This window comes from Streptomyces sp. V2I9 (assembly GCF_030817475.1).
Lineage (GTDB): Bacteria > Actinomycetota > Actinomycetes > Streptomycetales > Streptomycetaceae > Streptomyces.
In genome coordinates, this window is record NZ_JAUSZJ010000002.1 from 4,700,389 (window position 1) to 4,722,136 (window position 21,748).

The 21,748-nt window shown below is 73.3% G+C and carries 16 protein-coding genes; 13 read left to right on the forward strand and 3 right to left on the reverse strand.

What is annotated here, in order from left to right; genetic code table 11:
* Nucleotides 1-164 precede the first annotated feature (164 nt).
* From QFZ71_RS20840 to nudC, 4 genes are all read left to right on the forward strand, one after another.
* Entirely contained in the window at nt 165-3,851 is a 3,687-nt protein-coding gene (locus tag QFZ71_RS20840; protein WP_307669699.1) for an ATP-dependent DNA helicase, read from the forward strand.
* A gap of 161 nt (nt 3,852-4,012) precedes the next feature.
* On the forward strand, nt 4,013-7,444 hold the full coding sequence (locus QFZ71_RS20845; RefSeq protein ID WP_307669700.1) for an ATP-dependent DNA helicase: 3,432 nt from the start codon (nt 4,013-4,015) through the stop codon (nt 7,442-7,444).
* A 10-nt stretch (nt 7,445-7,454) separates the two neighbouring features.
* Nucleotides 7,455-8,849: a dipeptidase gene (locus QFZ71_RS20850; protein WP_307669701.1), complete on the forward strand. Its 1,395-nt coding sequence runs from the start codon at nt 7,455-7,457 to the stop codon at nt 8,847-8,849.
* Nucleotides 8,850-8,914: 65 nt separating this feature from the next.
* Nucleotides 8,915-9,871, forward strand: coding sequence for an NAD(+) diphosphatase (gene nudC, locus QFZ71_RS20855; protein WP_307669702.1), 957 nt, complete (start codon nt 8,915-8,917; stop codon nt 9,869-9,871).
* Between the two features lie 132 nt (nt 9,872-10,003).
* Here nudC and QFZ71_RS20860 read toward each other — a convergent pair whose 3' ends face one another.
* Complete coding sequence (locus QFZ71_RS20860; RefSeq protein ID WP_030113660.1) at nt 10,004-10,258, reverse strand: glutaredoxin domain-containing protein; 255 nt, start codon at nt 10,256-10,258, stop codon at nt 10,004-10,006.
* A 224-nt stretch (nt 10,259-10,482) separates the two neighbouring features.
* Here QFZ71_RS20860 and QFZ71_RS20865 point away from each other — a divergent pair, with 224 nt between their 5' ends.
* The 5 genes from QFZ71_RS20865 to QFZ71_RS20885 all read left to right on the forward strand — a co-directional run bounded on the left by QFZ71_RS20865 (nt 10,483) and on the right by QFZ71_RS20885 (nt 14,565).
* Nucleotides 10,483-12,759, forward strand: coding sequence for an ATP-dependent DNA helicase UvrD2 (locus QFZ71_RS20865; RefSeq protein WP_307669703.1), 2,277 nt, complete (start codon nt 10,483-10,485; stop codon nt 12,757-12,759).
* A gap of 176 nt (nt 12,760-12,935) precedes the next feature.
* Nucleotides 12,936-13,265 (forward strand): hypothetical protein, encoded by a 330-nt coding sequence (locus QFZ71_RS20870; protein ID WP_307669704.1) that lies wholly within the window; start codon nt 12,936-12,938, stop codon nt 13,263-13,265.
* 176 nt (nt 13,266-13,441) lie between these two features.
* Nucleotides 13,442-13,810, forward strand: coding sequence for a WhiB family transcriptional regulator (locus tag QFZ71_RS20875; RefSeq protein ID WP_228990562.1), 369 nt, complete (start codon nt 13,442-13,444; stop codon nt 13,808-13,810).
* Nucleotides 13,807-14,166, forward strand: a complete 360-nt coding sequence (locus tag QFZ71_RS20880; protein ID WP_307669705.1) for a hypothetical protein — start codon at nt 13,807-13,809, stop codon at nt 14,164-14,166. The genes QFZ71_RS20875 and QFZ71_RS20880 overlap by 4 nt, the downstream gene beginning before the upstream one ends.
* A 96-nt stretch (nt 14,167-14,262) precedes the next feature.
* Nucleotides 14,263-14,565 carry a hypothetical protein gene (locus tag QFZ71_RS20885; protein WP_307671640.1) on the forward strand — a complete coding sequence of 101 codons (303 nt, stop codon included), beginning with the start codon at nt 14,263-14,265 and terminating at the stop codon, nt 14,563-14,565.
* Nucleotides 14,566-14,676: 111 nt separating this feature from the next.
* On the opposite strand, the gene QFZ71_RS20890 is transcribed toward QFZ71_RS20885, so the two are convergent.
* Together QFZ71_RS20890 and QFZ71_RS20895 are read right to left on the reverse strand one after the other, a co-directional pair.
* Nucleotides 14,677-16,095, reverse strand: a complete 1,419-nt coding sequence (locus QFZ71_RS20890) for an AarF/ABC1/UbiB kinase family protein (protein WP_307669706.1) — start codon at nt 16,093-16,095, stop codon at nt 14,677-14,679.
* Nucleotides 16,096-16,160: 65 nt separating this feature from the next.
* On the reverse strand, nt 16,161-17,513 hold the full coding sequence (locus tag QFZ71_RS20895; protein ID WP_307669707.1) for a ThiF family adenylyltransferase: 1,353 nt from the start codon (nt 17,511-17,513) through the stop codon (nt 16,161-16,163).
* A 300-nt stretch (nt 17,514-17,813) separates the two neighbouring features.
* Here QFZ71_RS20895 and QFZ71_RS20900 point away from each other — a divergent pair, with 300 nt between their 5' ends.
* The 4 genes from QFZ71_RS20900 to QFZ71_RS20915 all read left to right on the forward strand — a co-directional run bounded on the left by QFZ71_RS20900 (nt 17,814) and on the right by QFZ71_RS20915 (nt 21,689).
* Nucleotides 17,814-18,443: a M48 family metallopeptidase gene (locus QFZ71_RS20900; RefSeq protein ID WP_307669708.1), complete on the forward strand. Its 630-nt coding sequence runs from the start codon at nt 17,814-17,816 to the stop codon at nt 18,441-18,443.
* A 120-nt stretch (nt 18,444-18,563) separates the two neighbouring features.
* Nucleotides 18,564-20,222: a TerD family protein gene (locus QFZ71_RS20905; protein ID WP_307669709.1), complete on the forward strand. Its 1,659-nt coding sequence runs from the start codon at nt 18,564-18,566 to the stop codon at nt 20,220-20,222.
* Between the two features lie 11 nt (nt 20,223-20,233).
* Nucleotides 20,234-20,914, forward strand: coding sequence for an AIM24 family protein (locus QFZ71_RS20910; protein WP_073764092.1), 681 nt, complete (start codon nt 20,234-20,236; stop codon nt 20,912-20,914).
* A gap of 19 nt (nt 20,915-20,933) precedes the next feature.
* Complete coding sequence (locus QFZ71_RS20915) at nt 20,934-21,689, forward strand: AIM24 family protein (protein WP_307669710.1); 756 nt, start codon at nt 20,934-20,936, stop codon at nt 21,687-21,689.
* Nucleotides 21,690-21,748: the final 59 nt, after the last annotated feature.

Here is a 21,748-nt window from a genome sequence, read left to right on the forward strand (position 1 = left end):
CGTGACGAGAGACGCAGTGCGGTCGCCGCCCCCCGCGCCCCCGCTCGCGTAGCGTCGTCATCGCGCGGCATGCTCCGCCCCTCCTCTCCTCGTCCTCGGCCGACTCGAACCCCTTGTTCCTCACCAGTACACCCGCGTAACACCCACCAGGACCGGCGATCCACGTGAGTTCCTCCACCACCCGGCACAGTCCGCACCGTGAGTCACGGCCGCGGACCACCGGTGCGTACCGTCTGCTGCGCACGCCGCCGGGCTCCGTGGAACCCCCCCTCCTGGACGCAGGCCAGCGCGCGGTGGTTGATCACACCGACGGGCCGCTGCTGGTCCTCGCCGGGCCCGGCACCGGCAAGACCACCACCCTCGTGGAATCCGTCGCCGCACGGGTGGACCGCGGCGGTGACCCGGCCCGCATCCTCGTCCTCACCTTCAGCCGCAAGGCCGCCGTCGAACTGCGCGACCGGATGGCCGCCCGGCTCGGGGCGGCCCGCGGCCCGCAGGCCACCACGTTCCACTCGTACTGCTACGCCCTGGTCCGGGCCCACCAGGACGCCGACCTCTTCGCGGATCCCCTGCGGCTGCTCTCCGGGCCGGAGCAGGACGTCACCGTCCGCGAACTGCTCGCGGGCCAGGTCGACCTGGAGAAGGAGGGCCTGGCCCATGTCCGCTGGCCGGACGAGCTGCGCGCCTGCCTGACCACCCGCGGCTTCGCGGACGAGGTGCGCGCCGTGCTGGCCCGCAGCCGTGAGCTGGGGCTCGGCCCGGACGCGCTGGCCGCCTTCGCCCGCCGCACGGGCCGCCCGGACTGGACGGCGGCGGCCCAGTTCCTCGCGGAGTACCTCGACGTCCTGGACGCCCAGGGGGTCCTGGACTACGCCGAACTGGTGCACCGCGCGGTGCTGCTCGCGGAGCGCCCCGAGGTGGCTGCGGAGCTGGCCGACCGCTACGACGCGGTGTACGTGGACGAGTACCAGGACACCGACCCCGCCCAGGTGCGCCTGCTGCACGCGCTGGCCGGGAACCGGGGGCGCGAACGGCGCGTGCGGGCCGGGAACCAGGGGCGTGGAAGGGACACGTCCACCGGGAGCCGGGCGCGCGGGGAGGGCGCGTGGGCCGGGGGCCGGGGGCGCGGAGAGGGCGCGCGCGGCGGGCGGACGCTGATCGCCTTCGGCGACCCCGACCAGTCGATCTACACGTTCCGGGGCGCCGACGTGAACGGCATCCTCGACTTCCCGGACGCCTTCCGCCGGGTGGACGGCGACCCCGCGCCCGTGGCCGTCCTCACCACCTCGCGCCGCTCCGGGGCCGGGCTGCTCGCCGCGACCCGGCTGCTCACCCGCCGGATGCCGCTGAGCCGGCTGCCCGCCGACACGGTCCGCGCCCACCGCGAGCCGGCCGCCGTCCGGGAGGGGGGCTCCGTGGAGGCGTACACCTACCCGACCGCCTCCACGGAGCTGGAGAACATCGCGGACCTGCTGCGCCGCGCCCACCTGGAGGACGGGGTGCCGTGGCAGGAGATGGCCGTGCTGGTGCGGGCCGGGGGCCGCTCGCTGCCCGCCGTCCGTCGTGCCCTCACCTCCGCCGGGGTCCCGCTGGAGGTCGACGGCGACGATGTCGCGCTGCGCCACGAACCGGCCGTCGCCCCCCTGCTGACGGCCCTGCGCACGGTGGCCGAGGCAGCCCTGCACACCTCCCGCGCCGACGAGCCGGACCCGCGGGACGCCCTCGGAGCGGAGCCGGAGACCGGTACGCAGGGCCCGGCTGCCGACGAGGCAGTCCCCTACGCCGATGCGGCGAAACCGGCGGCCGACGAGCCGGTGTCCGAGGCCGGTACGGCGGGAACGGCGGCCGACGAGGCCGCACCCGAGGCCGACGGGACGGGCCCGGCGGCCGAGGCGGTGGAACCGGAGACGCACGAGACGGAGCCCCGGGCCGATGCGGCGCGGCCGGGCGACGAAGGGACCCGTCCCGTGACCCCGCCCTGGCTCGACACCGAGACCGCCCTCACCCTCCTCACCTCGCCGCTCGGCTCCATGGACGCCGCCGACCTGCGCCGCCTCGGCCGGGCCCTGCGCGACGAGGAACGCGCCGCCGGAATCCGGGTTCCCGCCCCCTCCGACGCGCTGCTGGCCCGCGCCCTGGCCGAGCCCGAACGCCTCGTCACCCACGACCCGGCGTACGCCCACGGAGCGCAGCGCCTCGGCGCGCTCCTGCGCAAGGCCCGCGAACTCCTCGAAGGCGGCGGTACCGCCGAGGAGGCCCTGTGGACCCTGTGGAACGGCACCCCGTGGCCCGGCCGCCTGGAACGGGCCGCTCTGCGCGGCGGCGCGGGCGGGCGCAACGCCGACCGCGACCTCGACGCGGTGTGCGCCCTGTTCGACACGGCCGCCCGCGCCGAGGAGCGCACCGGCGGACGCGGGGCGCTCAACTTCCTCGAAGAGGTCGACGCCCAGGACATCGCCGCCGACACGCTCTCCCGGCGGACCGCCCGCCCCGACGCCGTACGCCTGATGACCGCCCACCGCTCCAAGGGCCTGGAGTGGCGGCTCGTCGTCGTCGCCGGGGTCCAGGAAGGCGTCTGGCCCGACCTGCGCCGCCGGGGCTCGCTCCTGGAGGCGGACCGGATCGGCCGCGACGGACTCGCCGAACCCCTCACCCCCGGCGCCCTCCTCGCCGAGGAGCGCCGCCTCTTCTACGTCGCCGCCACCCGCGCCCGCGACCGCCTGGTCGTCACCGCGGTGAAGGCCCCCGCCGACGACGGCGACCAGCCCTCCCGCTTCCTCACCGAGCTGGGCGTCGAACCCCGCGACGTCACCGGCCGCCCCCGCCGCCCCCTCGCGGTCGCCGCGCTCGTCGCCGAACTGCGCGCCACCACCGTGGACCCGGCCGCCTCCGACGCGCTGCGCGAGGCCGCGGCCCAGCGGCTGGCCCGGCTCGCCGCGCTCACCGATGACGAGGGGCAGCCGCTGGTGCCCGCGGCCCACCCGTACCGCTGGTGGGGTCTGGACGAGCCGACCCGGTCCGCCGTCCCGCTGCGCGACCGCGACCAGCCCGTCACGCTCTCCGGCAGCGCGCTGGACCAGCTCGCCAACACCTGCGCCCTCCAGTGGTTCCTGGGCCGCGAGGTGAAGGCCGATGCCCCGGCCACCGCCGCCCAGGGGTTCGGCAACGTCGTCCACGTCCTCGCCGACGAGGTCGCCTCCGGCCGGACCCCCGCCGACCTGGACGTCCTCATGGAGCGGCTGGACTCCGTCTGGAACGGCCTCGCCTTCGACGCCCCCTGGAAGTCCGAGCAGGAGAAGGGCCAGGCCCGCGCCGCCCTGGAACGCTTCCTGCACTGGCACGTCCTGGACCGGGGCGGACGCATCCCTGCCGCCAGTGAGCACGACTTCGACGTGACGCTGGAGGCGGGGGAGTACGCCGTGCGCATCCGGGGCTCCATGGACCGGGTCGAACAGGACGCCGACGGCCGGGCGTACGTCGTCGACTTCAAGACCGGCAAGGGCGCGCCCACCAAGGAAGAGGTCGCCGCCCACCCCCAGCTCGCCGTCTACCAGCTCGCGGTCCGCGAGGGCGCGGTCGACGAGGTCTTCGACGGCCGGCGCCCCGAACCGGGCGGCGCCGAACTGGTCCAGCTCCGGCAGCCCGCCCCCAAGAAGGAGGGCGGCGACGCCTTCCCCAAGGTCCAGGCCCAGGAACCACTGGCCGGGGAGTGGGTGTCCGACCTCCTCGCCACTGCCGCCGGGAAGGTCCTGGACGAACGGTTCACGCCCACCACCGGCACCCACTGCGCCCACTGCGCCTTCCGCGCCTCGTGCAGCGCGCAGCCGGAAGGGCGGCAGGTGGTGGAGTAGCCCCGGCCGACCGGGCTGCCCCGGCCGACCGGCTGTCCGACTGCCTCAGCCGCCCCGGCCGCCCGGACGACCTCGGGCGGCCCGGCCGCCGCGCCGACCCGGCAGCGTCCGGGTCCGAGCGCGGGGGCCGGATGTCGGCGGGCCCGGTTACCGTTGTCCGGGTGTCCCCGCGCCTCACCGATCCCGAGCAGCTCAAGGAGCTCCTCGGGATCCCGTTCACCCCGGAGCAGACGGCCTGCATCACCGCGCCGCCCGCCCCGCAGGTGATCGTGGCCGGAGCCGGGTCCGGCAAGACCACGGTGATGGCCGCCCGCGTGGTCTGGCTGGTGGGCACCGGACAGGTCGCCCCCGAGCAGGTCCTCGGCCTCACCTTCACCAACAAGGCGGCGGGCGAGCTGGCCGAACGCGTCCGCAAGGCGCTGATCGCCGCCGGGGTCACCGACCCCGACGTCATCGACCCGGACAACCCTCCGGGTGAGCCCACCATCTCCACGTACCACGCCTTCGCCGGCCGCCTCCTCACCGAGCACGGCCTGCGCATCGGCCTGGAGCCGTCCACCCGCCTGCTGGCCGACGCCACCCGCTACCAGCTCGCGGCCAAGGTGCTGCGCGAGGCCCCCGGCTCGTACCCGGCGCTCACCCGGTCCTTTCCCACCCTGGTCAGCGATCTCCTGGCGCTCGACGCGGAGCTGTCCGAACACCTCGTACGCCCCGGCGCGCTGCACACGTACGACACCGAGCTGCTGCACGCCCTGGAAGGCGCGAAGCTCAGCAACGCCGACCTGCGCAAGATTCCCGAGACCGCCGAGGCCCGCCGCTCCCTCCTCGGCCTCACCGAGCGCTACCGGGCCGCCAAGCGCAGCCGCGACCTCCTGGACTTCGGTGACCAGATCGCCCTCTCCGCCGAGCTGGCGCTGACCCGGCCCGAGGTCGGGGCGATCCTGCGGGACGAGTTCCGGGTCGTCCTGCTCGACGAGTACCAGGACACCTCGGTCGCCCAGCGGCTGCTGCTCTCGGCGCTGTTCGGCGGCGGAGGCGGCGGAGGCAGCGGCGGCTCCGGCAACGGCACCGGTCCGGAGGCCGCGCCCACCGGACACGCGGTGACCGCCGTGGGCGACCCCTGCCAGGCGATCTACGGCTGGCGCGGCGCGTCCGTCGCCAACCTCGACGACTTCCCCGAGCACTTCCCGCACGCGGACGGCGCCCCCGCCACCCGCTACAGCCTCAGCGAGAACCGGCGCAGCGGCGGCCGCCTCCTCCAGCTCGCCAACGGCCTCGCCGAACCGCTGCGCGCGATGCACGAGGGCGTCGAGGCGCTGCGTCCCGCCCCCGGCGCCGAGCGCGACGGACTGGTCCGCTGCGCCCTGCTGAACACCCACGCCGAGGAGATCGACTGGCTCGCCGACTCCCTCGCCCACCTCGTGCGCACCGGCACCCCGCCCGGCGAGATCGCCGTCCTGTGCCGTACCGCCGGGGACTTCCCCGCGATCCAGGCGGCCCTGGTCGCGCGGGACATCCCGGTCGAGGTCGTCGGCCTCGCCGGACTGCTCCACCTGCCCGAGGTCGCGGACCTGGTGGCCGTCTGCGAGGTCCTCCAGGACCCCGGGGCCAACGCGTCCCTGGTCCGCCTCCTCACCGGACCGCGCTGGCGCATCGGTCCCCGTGACCTCGCACTCCTCGGCCGCCGGGCCCGCCTCCTGGTGCACCGGGCCGGCCGGACCGACGACGACGCCGACGCGGACCAGCGGCTCGCGGACGCGGTCGAGGGGACGGACCCGGCCGAGGTGATATCGCTCGCGGACGCGCTGGACACCTTCCTGGGCACCGGGGAGACCGCCGACGACGGGCTGCCGTTCTCCGCCGAGGCGCGGGTGCGCTTCGCCCGCCTCGCCCGTGAGCTGCGCGACCTGCGCCGCTCACTGGCCGACCCCCTGATGGACGTCCTGCACCGGGTCCTGGCCACCACCGGCCTGGAGGTCGAGCTGTCCGCCTCCCCGCAGGCGCTGGCCGCCCGCCGCCGCGAGACGCTCGGGAACTTCCTCGACACCGCCGCCCGGTTCGCCTCCCTGGACGGCGAGGCGTCGCTGCTCGCCTTCCTCGGCTTCCTGCGGACCGCCGCGCAGTACGAGAAGGGCCTCGACAACGCGCTGCCCGGCGGCGAGAACACCGTCAAGGTGCTCACCGCCCACAAGTCCAAGGGGCTGGAATGGGACGTCGTCGCCGTCCCCGGACTGGTCACCGGCCAGTTCCCCAGCGGCCGGTCCCGCGACGCCTGGACCGCCGGGGCCAAGGTGCTCCCGCACGCCCTGCGCGGCGACGCGGCGACGCTCCCGGCCCTGGACACGTACGACGCCCGGGGGGTCAAGGCGTTCAAGGCCGAGATGAAGGAGCACCAGCACACGGAGGAGTTGCGCCTCGGCTACGTCACCTTCACCCGCCCCCGCTCCCTGCTCTTCGGCTCCGGCCACTGGTGGGGCCCCTCCCAGAAGCGGACGCGCGGCCCGTCCGCCTTCCTGGAGGCGCTGTACGAGCACTGCGCGGCGGGGTACGGCGAGATCGAGGCGTGGGCGGACGAGCCCGCCGAGGACGAGGAGAACCCGGCCCTCGCGGAGCGCGACGCCGACCTCGCCTGGCCGCTCCCGCTCGACGCCGACGCCCTCGCCCGCCGCCGCGCCGCCCGCGACACGGTCCTGGCCCACCTGGAGCGGCAGGCCACCGGACCCCACGAAGAGGACGACGTACCGGCGTACGAGGACGAGCCGCCGGCCGACGAGCTCTGGGAGGACTGGGACGAGCTCCCCACCGAACGCCCCCCGGCCCCCCCGGAACCGGCGGACCCGGCCCCGCACATCCCCGCCGCCCGCCACCCGCAGGAGGAGCCGGCGGACCGGCTCACCCCCGAGGAGGCCCGCACCCTCGCCTCCTGGGACCGGGACCTGGATTCCCTCGCCGGGGAGCTGCGCCGCTCCCGCGCCACCGTGCGCGAGGTCGTCGTCCCCGCCTCGCTCTCCGCCACCCAGCTGCTGCGGCTGGCCGAGGACCCCGACGCCTTCGCCCGCGAGCTGGCCCGGCCGATGCCCCGCCCGCCGCAGCCCGCCGCCCGCCGGGGCACCCGGTTCCACGCCTGGGTGGAGTCCCGGTACGAGGAGGTGCCGCTGCCCATGCTCGGCCCCGACGACCTGCCCGGAGGCGACGGCAGCGACGCCGAGATCGCCGACGAGCGCGACCTCGCCGAGCTGAAGGAGGCGTTCGAACGCACCGTGTACGCCCGGCGCACGCCGTACCGCGTGGAGACCCCGTTCCAGATCACCCTGGCGGGCCGGGTGATCCGGGGCCGGATCGACGCCGTCTACCGCACGGGCGACCGCTACGAGATCGTCGACTGGAAGACCACCCGCCACCGCACCGCCGACCCGCTCCAGCTCGCCGTCTACCGGGTGGCCTGGGCGGAGCTGCACGATCTGCCGCTGGACGCGGTCACCGCCACCTTCCTCTACGTACGCACCGGGGAGACCGTCCAGCCGCGCGGGCTGCCCGGCCGGGCCGAGCTGGAGCGCATCCTGCTGGACGAACCGGCCCCCGAGGACGGTTAGGCTCAGGAGCATGAGCGAGACCCCGGACAGCGCCGTCCGTACGTACACCGAACAGCACCGCGCGGCCTTCCTCGACGACCTCGCGGAGTGGCTGCGCATCCCGTCCGTCTCCGCGCAGCCGGAGCACGCCGGGGACGTACGGCGCAGCGCCGAGTGGCTGAGCGCCAAGCTCCGGGAGACCGGCTTCCCGGTCACCGAGATCTGGGAGACCCCCGGCGCCCCGGCGGTCTTCGCCGAGTGGCCCAGCGAGGACCCGGACGCCCCGACGGTCCTGGTCTACGGCCACCACGACGTCCAGCCCGCCGCCCGCGCGGACGGCTGGGCCACCGAGCCGTTCGAGCCGGTGGTCCGCGACGGCCGGATGTACGGACGCGGCGCGGCCGACGACAAGGGCCAGGTGTTCTTCCACACCCTCGGGGTCCGCGCCCACCTCGCCGCGACCGGCCGCACCACCCCCGCCGTCACCCTCAAGCTGCTGATCGAGGGGGAGGAGGAGTCGGGCTCCCCGCACTTCCGCGCCCTGGCCGAGCAGCACGCCGCCCGGCTCGCCGCCGACGCGGTGATCGTCTCCGACACCGGCATGTGGGACGAGGACACCCCGACCGTCTGCACGGGCATGCGCGGTCTCGCGGAGTGCGAGATCCAGCTGTTCGGACCGGCCCAGGACATCCACTCCGGATCGTTCGGCGGAGCCGTCCCCAACCCCGCCACCGAGATCGCCCGCCTCGTCGCCGCCCTCCACGACGAGGACGGCCGGGTCGCGGTCCCCGGCTTCTACGACGGGGTCACCGAGCTCACCGCCACCGAACGGGCCCTCTTCGCCGAGCTGCCCTTCGACGAGGCGACCTGGCTGCGCACCGCCAGGTCGGGGGCCGCGTCCGGCGAGGCCGGGTACTCCACGCTGGAACGCGTCTGGGCCCGCCCCACCGCCGAGGTCAACGGCATCGGCGGCGGATACCAGGGCGCCGGAAGCAAGACGATCATCCCCTCCTCCGCCCTGGCGAAGATCAGCTTCCGGCTGGTCGACGGCCAGGACCCCGAGCGCGTCCAGGAGGCGGTCACCGCCTGGGTCGCCTCCCGCGTCCCGGCGGGCGTCCGGCACACCATCGCCTTCCAGCCCGCCACCCGCCCCTGCCTGACCCCGCTGGACCACCCCGCCCTCCAGGCCGTGGCCCGCGCGATGGGCCGCGCCTTCGGCCGGAAGATCCTCTTCACCCGCGAGGGAGGATCGGGCCCCGCCGCCGACCTCCGGGACGTGCTCGGCGCCCCCGTCCTCTTCCTCGGCATCTCCGTACCCTCCGACGGCTGGCACGCGCCCGACGAGAAGGTCGAGCTGGACCTCCTGCTGAAGGGCGTGGAGACGGCGGCGTACCTCTGGGACGAGCTGGCCACCGCACTGAGCTGAGTCCTCCGCACACCCTCCACGTACCTGTGCACACCCGATCCACCCAGGGGGAGTAGGAAGCACCTGTGAGCACCTTCGACAACGCCACCGCAGACCGCCCGATCGGCCTCACCGCGCCGAGCGGCATCGACCGCGCGGCCCACCACCGCCTCGACGAGGCGTGGCTGTCCGTGGCGTGGAGCCACCCGACGACCCGCGTCTTCGTCGTCTCCGGCGGCCAGGTGCTGATCGACGACACCCCCGACGGGGGCACCGAGATCGTCATGACCCCGGCCTTCGAGGCCCCGGTCACCGAGACCCACCGGTACTTCCTCGGCACCGACGAGACGGGCGTCAGCTACTTCGCCCTCCAGAAGGACTCGCTGCCCGGCCGCATGGACCAGTCGGCCCGCCCGGCCGGACTGCGCGAGGCCGGCCTCCTGCTCGGCCCCCGCGACGCGGGGCTCATGGTGCACGCCGTCGCCCTGGAGAACTGGCAGCGCCTGCACCGCTTCTGCTCGCGCTGCGGCGAGCGCACCGTCATCGCGGCGGCCGGGCACATCCGCCGCTGCCAGGCATGCGGGGCCGAGCACTACCCCCGTACCGACCCGGCGGTCATCATGCTGGTCACCGACGACCAGGACCGGGCCCTGCTGGGCCGGCAGGTGCACTGGCCGGAGGGGCGGTTCTCCACGCTCGCCGGGTTCGTCGAGCCGGGGGAGTCGATCGAGCAGTCCGTGGCCCGCGAGGTGTACGAGGAGGCCGGGATCACGGTCGGCGAGGTCGAGTACATCGCCAGCCAGCCGTGGCCGTTCCCCTCCAGCCTCATGCTCGGCTTCATGGCGCGGGCGACCTCCTTCGACATCCAGGTCGACGGAGAGGAGATCGAGGAGGCCCGCTGGTTCTCCCGCGAGGACCTCACCGCTGCCTTCGACTCCGGCGAGGTCATGCCCCCGTTCGGCATCTCGATCGCGGCCCGCCTGATCGAACTCTGGTACGGCAAGCCGCTCCCGAAGCCCGGCAGCGTGAAGCGGACCGCCTGAGCGCGGCCCCTTCGCCGTCCGAGCGCGGGCTTCCCGCCGGGAGCGCGGGCCCCGAGCGCGGGGTCCTGCGCGCCCCCCGGACGCACGGCTGCCCCCGGCGGTGCCGGGGGCAGCGGGGGCCGGGCGGCCGGATCAGGCGGCCAGCGCCTGCTTCACCTGGGCCAGCGACGGGTTCGTCATGACCGACTCGGTGCCCGAGGGGGACACGATCAGCAGCGTCGGGACCGTCTGGTTTCCGCCATTCGCCTTCTCGACGAAAGCGGCCGACTCCGGGTCGTGCTCGATGTTGACCTCGTTGTACGCGATGCCCTCACGGTCCATCTGGCTCTTCAGCCGGCGGCAGTAGCCGCACCAGGTGGTGCTGTACATCGTCACAGTGCCCGCCATGTCGCTGGCGCTCCTTCGTCTCGTCCGTACCGCTGCGCGGCCGGCAGCGTCACTCGCGGTACGGCCGCTGTCCACGGCCTTCCCGCACGGTTGGGGAACGTACGGGACGAGGCTCCCATTCCCCCGACGGGGGCAGCGGCGCCCGCGCACGGATCCTGGCCGGTCGTGGACCTTCCCGTACCGCCCGCGCCGACCTCCCGCACAGGCCCGTCCCGGTACGACGAATGCCTCACCCCTGTGGACAACCGCCGCTTCCGCCCCCGCGGACCTGGCAGCATGGCAGGGTGACAGCAGCAACGCACTCCACCCTCTTCCCGCAGGTTCCCGAGACCCCGGACGCCGTGCTCGACGGGCTCGACCCCGAGCAGCGCGAGGTGGCCCTCGCCCTGCACGGACCGGTGTGCGTGCTGGCCGGAGCCGGTACGGGCAAGACCCGCGCGATCACCCACCGCATCGCGTACGGGGTGCGCGCCGGCATCCTCCAGCCGGCCACCGTGCTCGCCGTCACCTTCACCAACCGGGCCGCCGGCGAGATGCGGGGCCGCCTCCGCCAGCTCGGCGCGACCGGTGTCCAGGCGCGGACCTTCCACTCCGCCGCGCTCCGGCAGCTCCAGTATTTCTGGCCGAAAGCAGTCGGTGGGGAACTGCCCCGGCTGCTGGAGCGGAAGGTGCAGCTGGTCTCCGAGGCGGCCGCCCGCTGCCAGATCCGGCTCGACCGGAACGAGCTGCGGGACGCCACCAGCGAGATCGAGTGGGCCAAGGTCACCCAGACCGTCCCGGCCGACTATCCGGCCGCCGTCGCCAAGGCCCTGCGGGACGCGCCCCGCGACCCGGCGGAGCTCTCCCAGATCTACTCCACGTACGAGCAGCTCAAGCGCGACCGTTCGGTGATCGACTTCGAGGACGTGCTGCTGCTCCTGGTCGGCATCCTCCAGGACCGGGCCGACATCGCGGACCATGTGCGCGGCCAGTACCAGCACTTCGTGGTCGACGAGTACCAGGACGTGAGCCCGCTCCAGCAGCGGCTGCTCGACCTCTGGGTCGGGGACCGGGACGACCTCTGCGTCGTCGGCGACGCCAGCCAGACGATCTACTCCTTCACCGGGGCCACCCCCGACCACCTGCTGAACTTCCGCACCCGCCACCCCGGCGCGACCGTCGTCAAGCTGGTCCGCGACTACCGCTCCACCCCCCAGGTCGTCCACCTGGCCAACGGTCTGCTGAGCCAGGCCAGCGGCCGGGCCGCCGACCACCGCCTGGAGCTGGTCTCGCAGCGCGACAAGGGCCCCGAGCCGGTCTACACGGAGTACGGCGACGAGCCCACCGAGGCCGAGTCCACCGCCCGCCGCATCCGCGACCTCATCGCCGCGGGCGTTCCGGCCGGAGAGATCGCCGTGCTCTACCGGGTCAACTCCCAGTCCGAGGTCTACGAGCAGGCCCTCGCCGACGCCGGGGTGCCCTACCAGCTGCGCGGCGCCGAGCGGTTCTTCGAGCGGGCCGAGGTCCGCGAGGCCGGCACCGCGCTGCGCGGCGCGGCCCGCGCCGGGGGCAACGACTCCCTGCTCGACGGGGCCGAGGACCTGGCCTCCCAGGTCCGGGCGGTGCTGTCCACGAAAGGCTGGACCACCCGGCCCCCTGCCGGTTCGGGCGCCGTGCGCGACCGCTGGGAGTCGCTGGCCGCGCTGGTCCGCCTGGCGGAGGACTTCGAGGCGGCCAGGCCGGGAGCGACCCTCACCGAACTGGTCCGGGAGCTGGACGAGCGGGCGGCTGCCCAGCACGCGCCCACCGTCCAGGGCGTCACGCTGGCCTCCCTGCACGCCGCGAAGGGCCTGGAGTGGGACGCCGTGTTCCTGGTCGGCCTGACCGAGGGCATGATGCCGATCGCCTACGCCAGGACCGACGAGCAGGTCGAGGAGGAACGCCGCCTGCTGTACGTCGGCATCACCCGCGCCCGCGTCCACCTCTCGCTGTCCTGGGCGCTCTCCCGGTCCCCGGGCGGCCGGGCGAGCCGTCGGCCCACCCGCTTCCTGAACGGGCTGCGTCCCGGCTCGGGGGCGGCGGGCGCGCGGGGCGGGGCCGGGGGCGGCGGAGGCATCGACCGGGGCACCGGCCGGGCCGGGGCGAACCGGGCGCCGGCGGTCGAGCGCAAGCCCAGGAGCCCGGTGCGGTGCCGGGTCTGCGGGCGGACGCTCACCGACGCCGGCGAGATGAAGCTGATGCGCTGCGAGGACTGCCCCTCGGACATGGACGAGGCGCTGTACGAGCGGCTGCACGACTGGCGCGCCGCCCAGGCGGCGCTGCTGGGCCAGCCCGACTACTGCGTGTTCACCGAGAAGACGCTCATGGCGATCGCCGAGACCGTCCCGTCCACCGCGGGCGAGCTCGTCGTCATCGCGGGCGTCGGCAACCGTAAGTTGAGCCGTTTCGGCACCGATGTCCTGGCCATCTGCGCAGGTGAGGCGGTTGGTGACGGGACCGAGGAAGGCTCCGGCGAGACCTGAGGAAAACTCGTCCAGAAAATAGTTTGCGCCCGCACCAGTCGTCACCATAGGTTCTTAACCACGGAAACAGCGGCTTCTCTGAAGCCCTGGGCCCGTGCTGTACTTAGCTGTACTCATCCGAATACGCAGGACCGGCCCCGGTCGGTCCCCCTAGACGCCGAGAGGAGGCGATTGAAGTGATCAGCATCATCGAAACCCAGAAAATGACCGATCTCTCGGTCGTCTCCGCCTGCTCGCTCGGCCTCACCCGCTCCTCGGCTGCCTCGCTTCACGCCACCGGTCTGTCCGGCGTCTCCGCCGTCCGTCCGTCGGCCCCCGCGAGCCTCCCCGTGACGCGGGAGCGTAATGAGCGACCGATCCAGGCACCGGCGGCAGTAGGAGTGAAGGCAGCGCAGGCTCAGGCCTATGCCTTTGCGGCAGCCGGTGCCGGATTCACGAAGCAGACGCAGCAGCACCACACGATGTGGGCCTTCCGTGGGCCTGAACCCTGGAGCGATCCAGCCTGATCCAGCATCAGGCCGGCGCCTTCAGGGCCGCGGAACCCCACTCGGGATCCGCGGCCCTTTTGTTTTGTCCGAACGGATGAGACGGAACGAAGGAGCCTCGGGACAAGCAGGACCTGGTACCAGCAGCCGCCAACCGGCCAACAGGCCGGCACGACCAGACGAGGACACCACCCACCGTGCCCATCGAGACGCACGCCCCGTCAGTACCGCTCACCGCCCCGATCTCGCCGCCCGGCTCCACGGAGGACTCCACCTTGACCCCGCTCACCACGCTCACCGCGCTCGACGACGCCATCGAGAACCTCGGCGTTCCGGTTCCCTGCCGCTCCTACGACCCGGAGGTCTTCTTCGCCGAGTCGCCCGCCGACGTCGAGTACGCCAAGTCCCTCTGCCGCACCTGCCCGCTCGTCGAGGCCTGCCTCGCCGGGGCGAAGGACCGCCGCGAGCCGTGGGGTGTCTGGGGCGGTGAGCTCTTCGTCCAGGGTGTCGTCGTCGCCCGCAAGCGGCCCCGTGGCCGTCCGCGCAAGAACCCGGTCGCAGCGTGACCGCGACCTGTGGGGTCCCCGCCCCCACACGCCGGCTGCGCATCGGAACGATCGACCACCCCCACACCCATGACCCTCGGAATCAGGCACCAATGAGCACCCCCACGAAGGAGCCGGTCGGCTCCGCCACCCCCGACGTCAGCATCATCGGCGCGAACGACTCGCGTCAGAACAGGACCCGCGAAATGCAACTCATCCCCGAAGCCCTGGCCCGTGCGCATATGCACGAGCGCTTGCGGGAGGCCCAGGACGACCGCCGGTCGGCCCGCCTGGTCACCGCCCGCCGGATGCAGCGCCGGGCGGAGCGCGCCTCGCTGCGCGCCCGCCGCGCGCTGGCCATGGCGGTCATGAACTGACCGCCCGCCCAACCCCACCGCGGGGCCGCCCGGACACGGGCGGCCCCGCGCTGCGTTCTGCCCCCGGCCGCCCGGTCACGGCGTTATCGTCGCCGGGTGGACGAGGAGACCGATCACCCCGAACAGCCCGACCGGGCCGAACAGCCCGCTCCCTCCGAGCGGCCCGGTAGGCCCGGCCTCTCCGAGGGGTCCGGCAGGTCCGAACACTCCGCTTCCCCCGAACAGCCCGCCGCGGGAAGCGTGGTGTGCGCCCGCTGCGGCACCGTCGCCGCCGGAGACACCGCCCCGCCCACCTGGCTCTGCTCCAGGGAGGACGGACGCCGCCTCGACTTCTGCGAGAGCTGCGCGCGCCTTCACATCCGCGCGATCGAGAGCCGCCTCGACTCCCTCTGGTGGTGACCGCCCGGACGCCGACGGTGGCCGCCGCCCTGGTGACCGGCCCGATCCCCCCTCCCGATCGGGCCGGTCTTCGAGCTGCGGGCCGGTTCTCAAGCTGTCCCTCAGAACTTCCTACGCCTCGACGGCGTCGCCCGCCCGCTCCGGATCGCCCTCCTCATCGGCGTACCCCGCGTCCACCGCGTCCAGGGCCTCCTCCTCCACGAGGAACCCTGGCAGCCACGCTTCGAGTTCGTCGCGCATCCGGACCGTCGCGCCGAGCTGGCACAGCACCCCGATCGTGCTCAGCGTCACCCGGTGTATCAGGACGTAGGACGGAGGAAGGTTCAGCTGCCTGCCGAGCTGATGGGCGGGGGAACGCAGGTCGGCTATCTGGGCCGCCTGTTCGCGGAGCCAGCCACGGGTGAAGGTGAACTCCTCCACCCGCGTCGGCTCGATGATCGGGAGCAGGTAGTCGAGCACCGCGTCCGGGTCCAGGTCGATCGACTCCTTCACGAAGCCCTCTTCGCGCAACAGCCGGTACACCCCTGCCGCGTCACCCTCCAGCGTCAGCCGCAAGGAGTCGCCGATGTTCCGCGGCAGCCCACCCGGAAGCCTGTCGACCGTGCCGAAGTCCAGCACCCCGAGCCGCCACGCATCCGCCGGATCACCCTCCTTCGCCGGCAGCAGCCGGAAGTTGCCCGGGTGCGGGTCGGCATGGAGCAGTCCGGTGCGCGCCGGTCCGGAGAAGAGGAAGCGGGCGAGCAACTGACCGGCACGGTTGCGCTGTTCCTCCGTCCCCTCCGCGATCACCTCGGAGAGCGGAATCCCGTCGATCCACTCCGTCACCAGCACCTGGTCGGACTGGTGCACCACCCGGGGGATCACCACATCCGGGTCGTCCGCGAACTCCGCCGCGTGCTCCTGCTGCGCCTGTGCCTCCAGTGCGTAGTCCAGCTCCTCCGAGACCCGCTCACGAAGCTCCTTGATCAGCGGCTTGATGTCCATCCCCGGAACCAGGGGTCCGAGCAGCCGGGCGAAACGGCTGAGCTGGGCGAGGTCGGAGAGCAGGGCCTCGCCCGCGCCCGGATACTGCACCTTCACGGCGACCTCACGGCCGTCGTGCCACACCGCCCGGTGCACCTGCCCGATCGAGGCGGCCGCCGCCGGTGTGTCCTCGAACTCCAGGAAGCAGTCCCGCCAGTCCTCGCCGATCCGCTCGGCGAGCACCCCGTGGACCGTGCGCGCGGGCAGCGGCGGCGCCGCCTCCTGGAGCTTGGTCAGCGCGGCGCGGTAGGGGCCGGCGACCTCCTCGGGCAGGGCCGATTCGAAGACCGACAGGGCCTGGCCCAACTTCATGGCCCCGCCCTTCAGCTCGCCCAGGGTCTTGAACAATTGGTCCGCCGTGCGCTGCTGCACCTCACGGGCGACCAGCTCGGCCGACTTCCCGCCGATGCGCTTGCCCAGACCCCAGGTAGCACGGCCGGCGAAGCCGAGCGGAAGCGCGGCCAGCTTGGCCGTACGCGTTACCGCCTTCCGGGGAAGATCAGACATGGTGCCCCTCCAGTTCCCAGACTGCCGTGCCGCTCCGGCCTTCGGAGTCACTCCGTCGATGGCGGTCACCCCGCCATTGTGTCCTGCGCCCGAACAGCGGTGGAGGGCCGATCCCGCTCAGTCGCTCCGGCCGCCCCGCAGGAGCAGTCCGCGTGCGGGCCGATGGGCTCGGAACGCCAGTCCAGCAGCGGCAGAGCAGCCTCCCACCGCGCCCCGGTGCTGGCAGGGAGGTCCCCATCCAGAAACGCCAGGGCATGGGCCGAGGCCAGCCCGGCGACCGCCGCCGCGAGCGCCAGGTCGCATGCGGGCACCGCGCCCCGCCTCCCGGAACGCCACTGCGCCAGCATCCGGGGCCACTGCGGATCCCGGTCCGCACGGTGCAGTTCCAGGCACCCCGCGCAGCCGGTGCCTCCGGGCAGGACGAGCGGGCCGACCACCCCGGTGGCCTCGATCACCCCCGCGTAGAGATGAGGTGTACCCGACGCGATCCAGGGGGCGGCCGTATCGGCGGCGGGCGCGTACACCGCCAGCCCGTCCCGTGGCGCGACGACGATCAGAGACACGGCGGGCTCCCCGGCGCCCGCCGCCCGGCCGAGCCCCATCCCGGTCCGCGCCCCCGGCGCGCCCGAGCCCGACACGCCCACCCCTGACGCGGCCGTACCCGCCACTCCTGACCCCGGCGCTCCCGACCCGGACGCGCCCATCCTCCACGACCGCGACGCCCCCACCTCCGACATCCCCGGCACCCCTGGCATCACCGTCTCCACGTCGGGCTTCTCCTCCCGGACCACCCCGGCCTCGCCCGTCCTCCGGCGGGGTCCGGGTCCGGGTGCCGAACGGCGGACGAGGCGGCGGGCCGCCACATCGCGCCGTTCCCCCACGGCCGCCGGGGGAAGGCCCCCGGGCGCCACGTCCCAGAGCTCCGTCCGGCCCCCGTCGAGCACGTCCACCCGCCCCACCCCCGCACCGGACAGCACCGAGGCGATGGACGCCCCGACCCGTCCCGCCCCCCTGACCTGGACCCGCATCTGCCGCCGGGCCGCCATCCGGCGCAGCCCGCCACCGGGCTCGGGCCGTACCACCGACAGGGAGGCCACGTCGGGGCGCTGGCGGTCCATCACCTCGGCCCGACGGCGCAGCACATCGGCTTCCGGGCCCGCCGCCCTCGGATCGTCGAGGAGCCCGGCCTCCGTCAACCGGCGGAGCAGTACATCGACGTGATGCTCCGACAGGTCCAGTGCGCGAGCCTCCTCGTGCAGCAGCGGCAGGCCGCGCGTACCGTCGAGCAGTTCCAGGAAGCTCCCCGTGGCAAGGTCCACCGGACCCAGTGCCACGGCATGCGCGGGCGTCACACCGAACTGCACGGTGTTCCGTCCACGCCAGGCGCGACGCAGCGCGGGCTTCAGCATCGGATACATGACTCTCCCCCGAGTGGTGTCATGGCCACGGGCGCACCCGCAGGTCCGGTGATCCACACGGCATTCCGCGGGACCACTGCCAGAATGAGGGCCCGTGCCGAACCGTGCTCGGAGTTGTCCACAGGCGCGGTCTGCTTATCGCTTTTATCGCGCAATCGGTGGACCGACCCGGAATGGCTCCACCACGGAAAGTCACGGAATGGCTCCACCGTGACTCGCCCCATAAGGGCTCCACCGCCGAGCGCCGTGGAGCCGTTGCGAGGCGGGACTTCTTCCGTGGACAGCGGGTACCGTCGAGGCGTGCCTGCCGACCCGTTGCCCGGCCTCGCCGGAGAGATCCCCACCCGCGGCCCCGGAGGCTCCGCGCGCGGTGCGGGTGCGGAGGGCTACCCGCCCCGTGGCGCCGCCACGAGCGCGGTCGAGGTCCGCAGGAGCACCCGGCGCAGGAAATCCGTCTCCGCCTACCGGGAGGGTGACCGCACGATCGTGCTCATCCCCGCCCGGATGTCGCAGGCGGAGGAACGGCGCTGGGTGGGCGTGATGCTGGACAAGCTGGCCGCCCGGGAAAGCAGGCGCGTGCCGGGCGACACCGAGCTGTCGGAGCGTGCCGCGCGGTTGTCCGCCCAGTATTTCGAGGGCCGCGCCCGGCCCGTATCGGTGCGCTGGGTGACCAACCAGAACACCCGCTGGGGCTCGTGCACCCCGGCCGAGGGCAGCATCAGGCTCTCGCACCGGCTGCACGGCATGCCGGAGTACGTCATCGACTACGTGCTCCTCCACGAACTGGCCCATCTGCTCGTTCCGGGGCACGGTCCGGAGTTCTGGCGGCTGCTGGAGGCGTACCCGCGCACCGAGCGCGCTCGGGGCTATCTGGAGGGTGTGGTGGCGGCCGGCCGGCTGCCCCACCCGCCCGCCGCCCGCGAGGAGTGACCGAGCCCCTTCGCGTTCGCCGATTCTGTACCGGGTGTGTACCGACTTGGTCCGATGTCGTTGTTTGCGGTTAGCCTGACGCGACGCATTTACCTTCGGGATGGGGGACGGTCGTTACGCATGGCCAGGGAATTTCAACGCGGCCACAAGGCCAAGATCAGTGATCTCACGGCAGGGACGGATCTGTACGTAGGTGTGCAGATCGCGGCTCCGGGGCTGACTTTCGACATCAGCTGCTTCGGCCTCGACGCCAACGAGCAGCTCTCCGACGACCGGTATTTCATCTTCTTCAACCAGCCGAAATCGCCCGAGGAGTCCATCCAGCTCCTTGGTGCGCAGTCCGGTGACACCGAGTCCTTCCGCGTCACGCTCGACCGCGTTCCGGCGACCATCCAGAAGCTCTCCTTCACCGCGACGCTCGACGGCGCGGGGCAGATGTCCCAGATCGGTCCGGGGTACATCCGGATCGTCGCGGGCGGCGAGGAGGTGGTGCGGTACTCCTTCACCGGATCGGAGTTCACCACCGAGCGCGCGGTGATGCTCGGCGACTTCTACCTGAAGGACGTCTGGCGTTTCGCCGCCGTCGGCCAGGGTTTCGACGGCGGTCTCGAAGCGCTCCTGAAGAACTTCGGCGGCGAGGTCGCCGAGGAGGCGCCTTCCGCCGCGGCCCCCGCCGCCGCACCGGGCTTCGCCCCGCCGGCCCAGGCCGACGCGCCCCCGACCTTCGGTGCGCCGGCCGCCCAGCAGCCCGCCCCGTCCTTCGGTGCCCCGTCCGCGCCCCAGGCCCAGCAGCCCGCCCCGTCCTTCGGCGCCCCGGCCGCACCCACGCCGCCGCCCGCGCCTCAGCAGCCGGTCCACGCGGCGCCGACGCTCGCGGCCCCGACGGCTCCCCAGGCGCCGCAGCCTCCCGTGACCCCGTCACCGTACGGGCAGCCGCAGCAGCCGCAGTTCGGCCAGGCCCCCGGCCAGGGCGCCCCGCCCGCCGCGCCCTTCGGTCAGCAGCCCCCCGCCTTCGGCCAGCAGCCCCCCGCCGCCTACGGTCAGCCCGCCCCGTCCCCGTACGGTCAGCAGCCCCCGGGCGCTCCGCAGGGTGTTCCCCAGGGCGTGCCGGCTGCGGGCGCCGGGCTCCTGGCGGCCTTGCAGCCGTACAAGGAGACCGCGACCGGCCAGCGGTGGACCCCGCAGAACCAGCAGCTCATGCGGGTCGACCTGACCATGGGCGGAGCTGGGGTGCTGGCCCGCCAGGGCAGCATGGTGATGTACCAGGGCAAGGTGGACTTCGGCTACAAGAGCGCCGGTTTCGTCGGCCGGGCCGTGGGGAACGCCACCGGCCAGGAGATGCAGCTGATGCGCTGTACCGGCCGTGGCCAGGTCTTCCTCGCCGAGGAGGGTTCGCATCTGCACCCGATCGAGCTGCAGGGCGACGCCATCTGCGTCTCCGCCGAGAGCGTCCTCGCCTTCGACGAGTCCCTCCAGTACGAGGTCCGCCGGGTCGAGGGACACGGCATCCCCGGCGGCGCGCTGTTCACCATGCAGTTCCACGGCACCGGCACGGTGGTCGTGAAGACGCACGGCACCCCGGTCGTCCTGCCGGTCACGCCCACCACGTTCGCCGACTGCAACGCCGTCGTCGCCTGGTCGGCCGCCTCCCAGGTGATCGTCTCCAGCCAGGTCCGGCTGCGCCGCAACGCCTACCCCGGCCACAGCGGGGAGACCGTGAACCTCCAGTTCCGGGGAGCCCCCGGCAACTTCATCGTCGTCCAGCCCTACGAGGTCTGAGGGAGCCCGTCATGAACCAGCAACTCGCGGGCTACGCCCCGACCCCCGTCACGGCCCGGATGGAGAACCACGGCAAGACCATGCTCAAGGTCGCCATGGCCTCCGGGCAGGACCTGTTCGCGCGCACCGGCTCGATGGTCGCGTACGAGGGCTTCATCCAGTACGAGCCCAACCCGCCCGCCGTCCGGCAGATCGCCTCCCAGTGGATCACCGGCGAGGGCGCCCCCGTCATGAAGTGCTCCGGGGACGGGCTGCTCTACCTCGCCGACTACGGCGCCGACGTGGTCGTCATCAACCTCGACAACGACTCCATCTCGGTCAACGGCACCAACCTCCTCGCCTTCGACGCCCACCTCACCTGGGGCGTCGAGAAGGTCAAGGGGATGGCCAAGTTCGCCGGACAGGGCCTGTGGAACGTCGTCGTCCAGGGCACCGGATGGGTCGCCATCACCTCGCGGGGCACCCCGATCGTCGTCGACTGCGGACGCGGCGAGGACGAGACGTACGTCGACCCGGACGCGCTCGTCGCCTGGTCCCCGAACCTCAAGGTGAAGGGCAAGCGCAGCTTCAAGGCCGGCTCGCTGATCGGCCGTGGCAGCGGCGAGGCGTACCAGATGGCCTTCTCCGGCCAGGGCATCGTCGTCGTCCAGCCGAGCGAGGACAGCACGGACCGCCTGCGGATCCGGAACTGACGGGGAGGGAGTCCACATCATGCAGAGTCCGCTTTTCAGCTACACCGAGCAGCAGAGCCAGGACCGGTACGCGATCCAGAACCCGCAGCTCCTGCGGGTGGCGCTGACCGGTCATGACGACGTCCTCGCCCGCAAGGGCGCAATGGTCGCCTACCAGGGCCTGATGGACTTCGACGGCGAATACCAGTCCCAGGGACAGCGACGCGCTCGCGCGCGCACCGGCGAGGGCCTCGACCTGATGCGCGTGTCCGGGCAGGGCACCGTCTACCTCGCCAACCTCGCCCAGTACATCCACGTCGTGGACGTCGACCGCGAGGGGATGACGGTGGACAGCTCCTACGTCCTCGCGCTCGACTCCTCGCTGCACACCGAGGTCATCGCGGTGGACAGCCAGTACGGGATCTCCGGCAGCGGCAAGTACCAGCTCAACATCTCCGGCACGGGCAAGGTCGCCCTGATGACCTCGGGCCAGCCGCTGATGATGCAGGTCACGCCCGACAAATACGTCAATGTGGACGCGGACGCGATCGTCGCCTGGTCCAGCTCCCTGCGCGTGCAGATGCAGGCCCAGACGCACTCCTCGGGCGTCTTCCGGCGTCGCGGCAACACGGGGGAGGGCTGGGAGCTGAGCTTCCTCGGCCAGGGCTTCGCGCTGGTCCAGCCGAGTGAGGTCATGCCCCCGCAGAACGCCCAGATCGGCCAGGGCGCCCGCGCCCAGTTCGGCATGGGCCAGCAGGGCTCCCACGGTCAGAACCAGAACAACGCCTGGAACTGACCGGCACCAGCAGAACGCAGCGGTAAGGGGCGGCCTCTTTTGAGGCCGCCCCTTACGCA

Coding starts and splice junctions, on each gene's coding strand:
- QFZ71_RS20860 (WP_030113660.1), bottom strand. CDS start 10,258: ATGGCGGGCACTGTGACGATGTACAGCACCACCTGGTGCGGCTACTGC.
- QFZ71_RS20905 (WP_307669709.1), top strand. CDS start 18,564: ATGGCCAGGGAATTTCAACGCGGCCACAAGGCCAAGATCAGTGATCTC.
- QFZ71_RS20910 (WP_073764092.1), top strand. CDS start 20,234: ATGAACCAGCAACTCGCGGGCTACGCCCCGACCCCCGTCACGGCCCGG.
- QFZ71_RS20915 (WP_307669710.1), top strand. CDS start 20,934: ATGCAGAGTCCGCTTTTCAGCTACACCGAGCAGCAGAGCCAGGACCGG.
- QFZ71_RS20865 (WP_307669703.1), top strand. CDS start 10,483: ATGCCTCACCCCTGTGGACAACCGCCGCTTCCGCCCCCGCGGACCTGG.
- QFZ71_RS20890 (WP_307669706.1), bottom strand. CDS start 16,095: ATGTCTGATCTTCCCCGGAAGGCGGTAACGCGTACGGCCAAGCTGGCC.
- QFZ71_RS20850 (WP_307669701.1), top strand. CDS start 7,455: ATGAGCGAGACCCCGGACAGCGCCGTCCGTACGTACACCGAACAGCAC.
- QFZ71_RS20895 (WP_307669707.1), bottom strand. CDS start 17,513: ATGTATCCGATGCTGAAGCCCGCGCTGCGTCGCGCCTGGCGTGGACGG.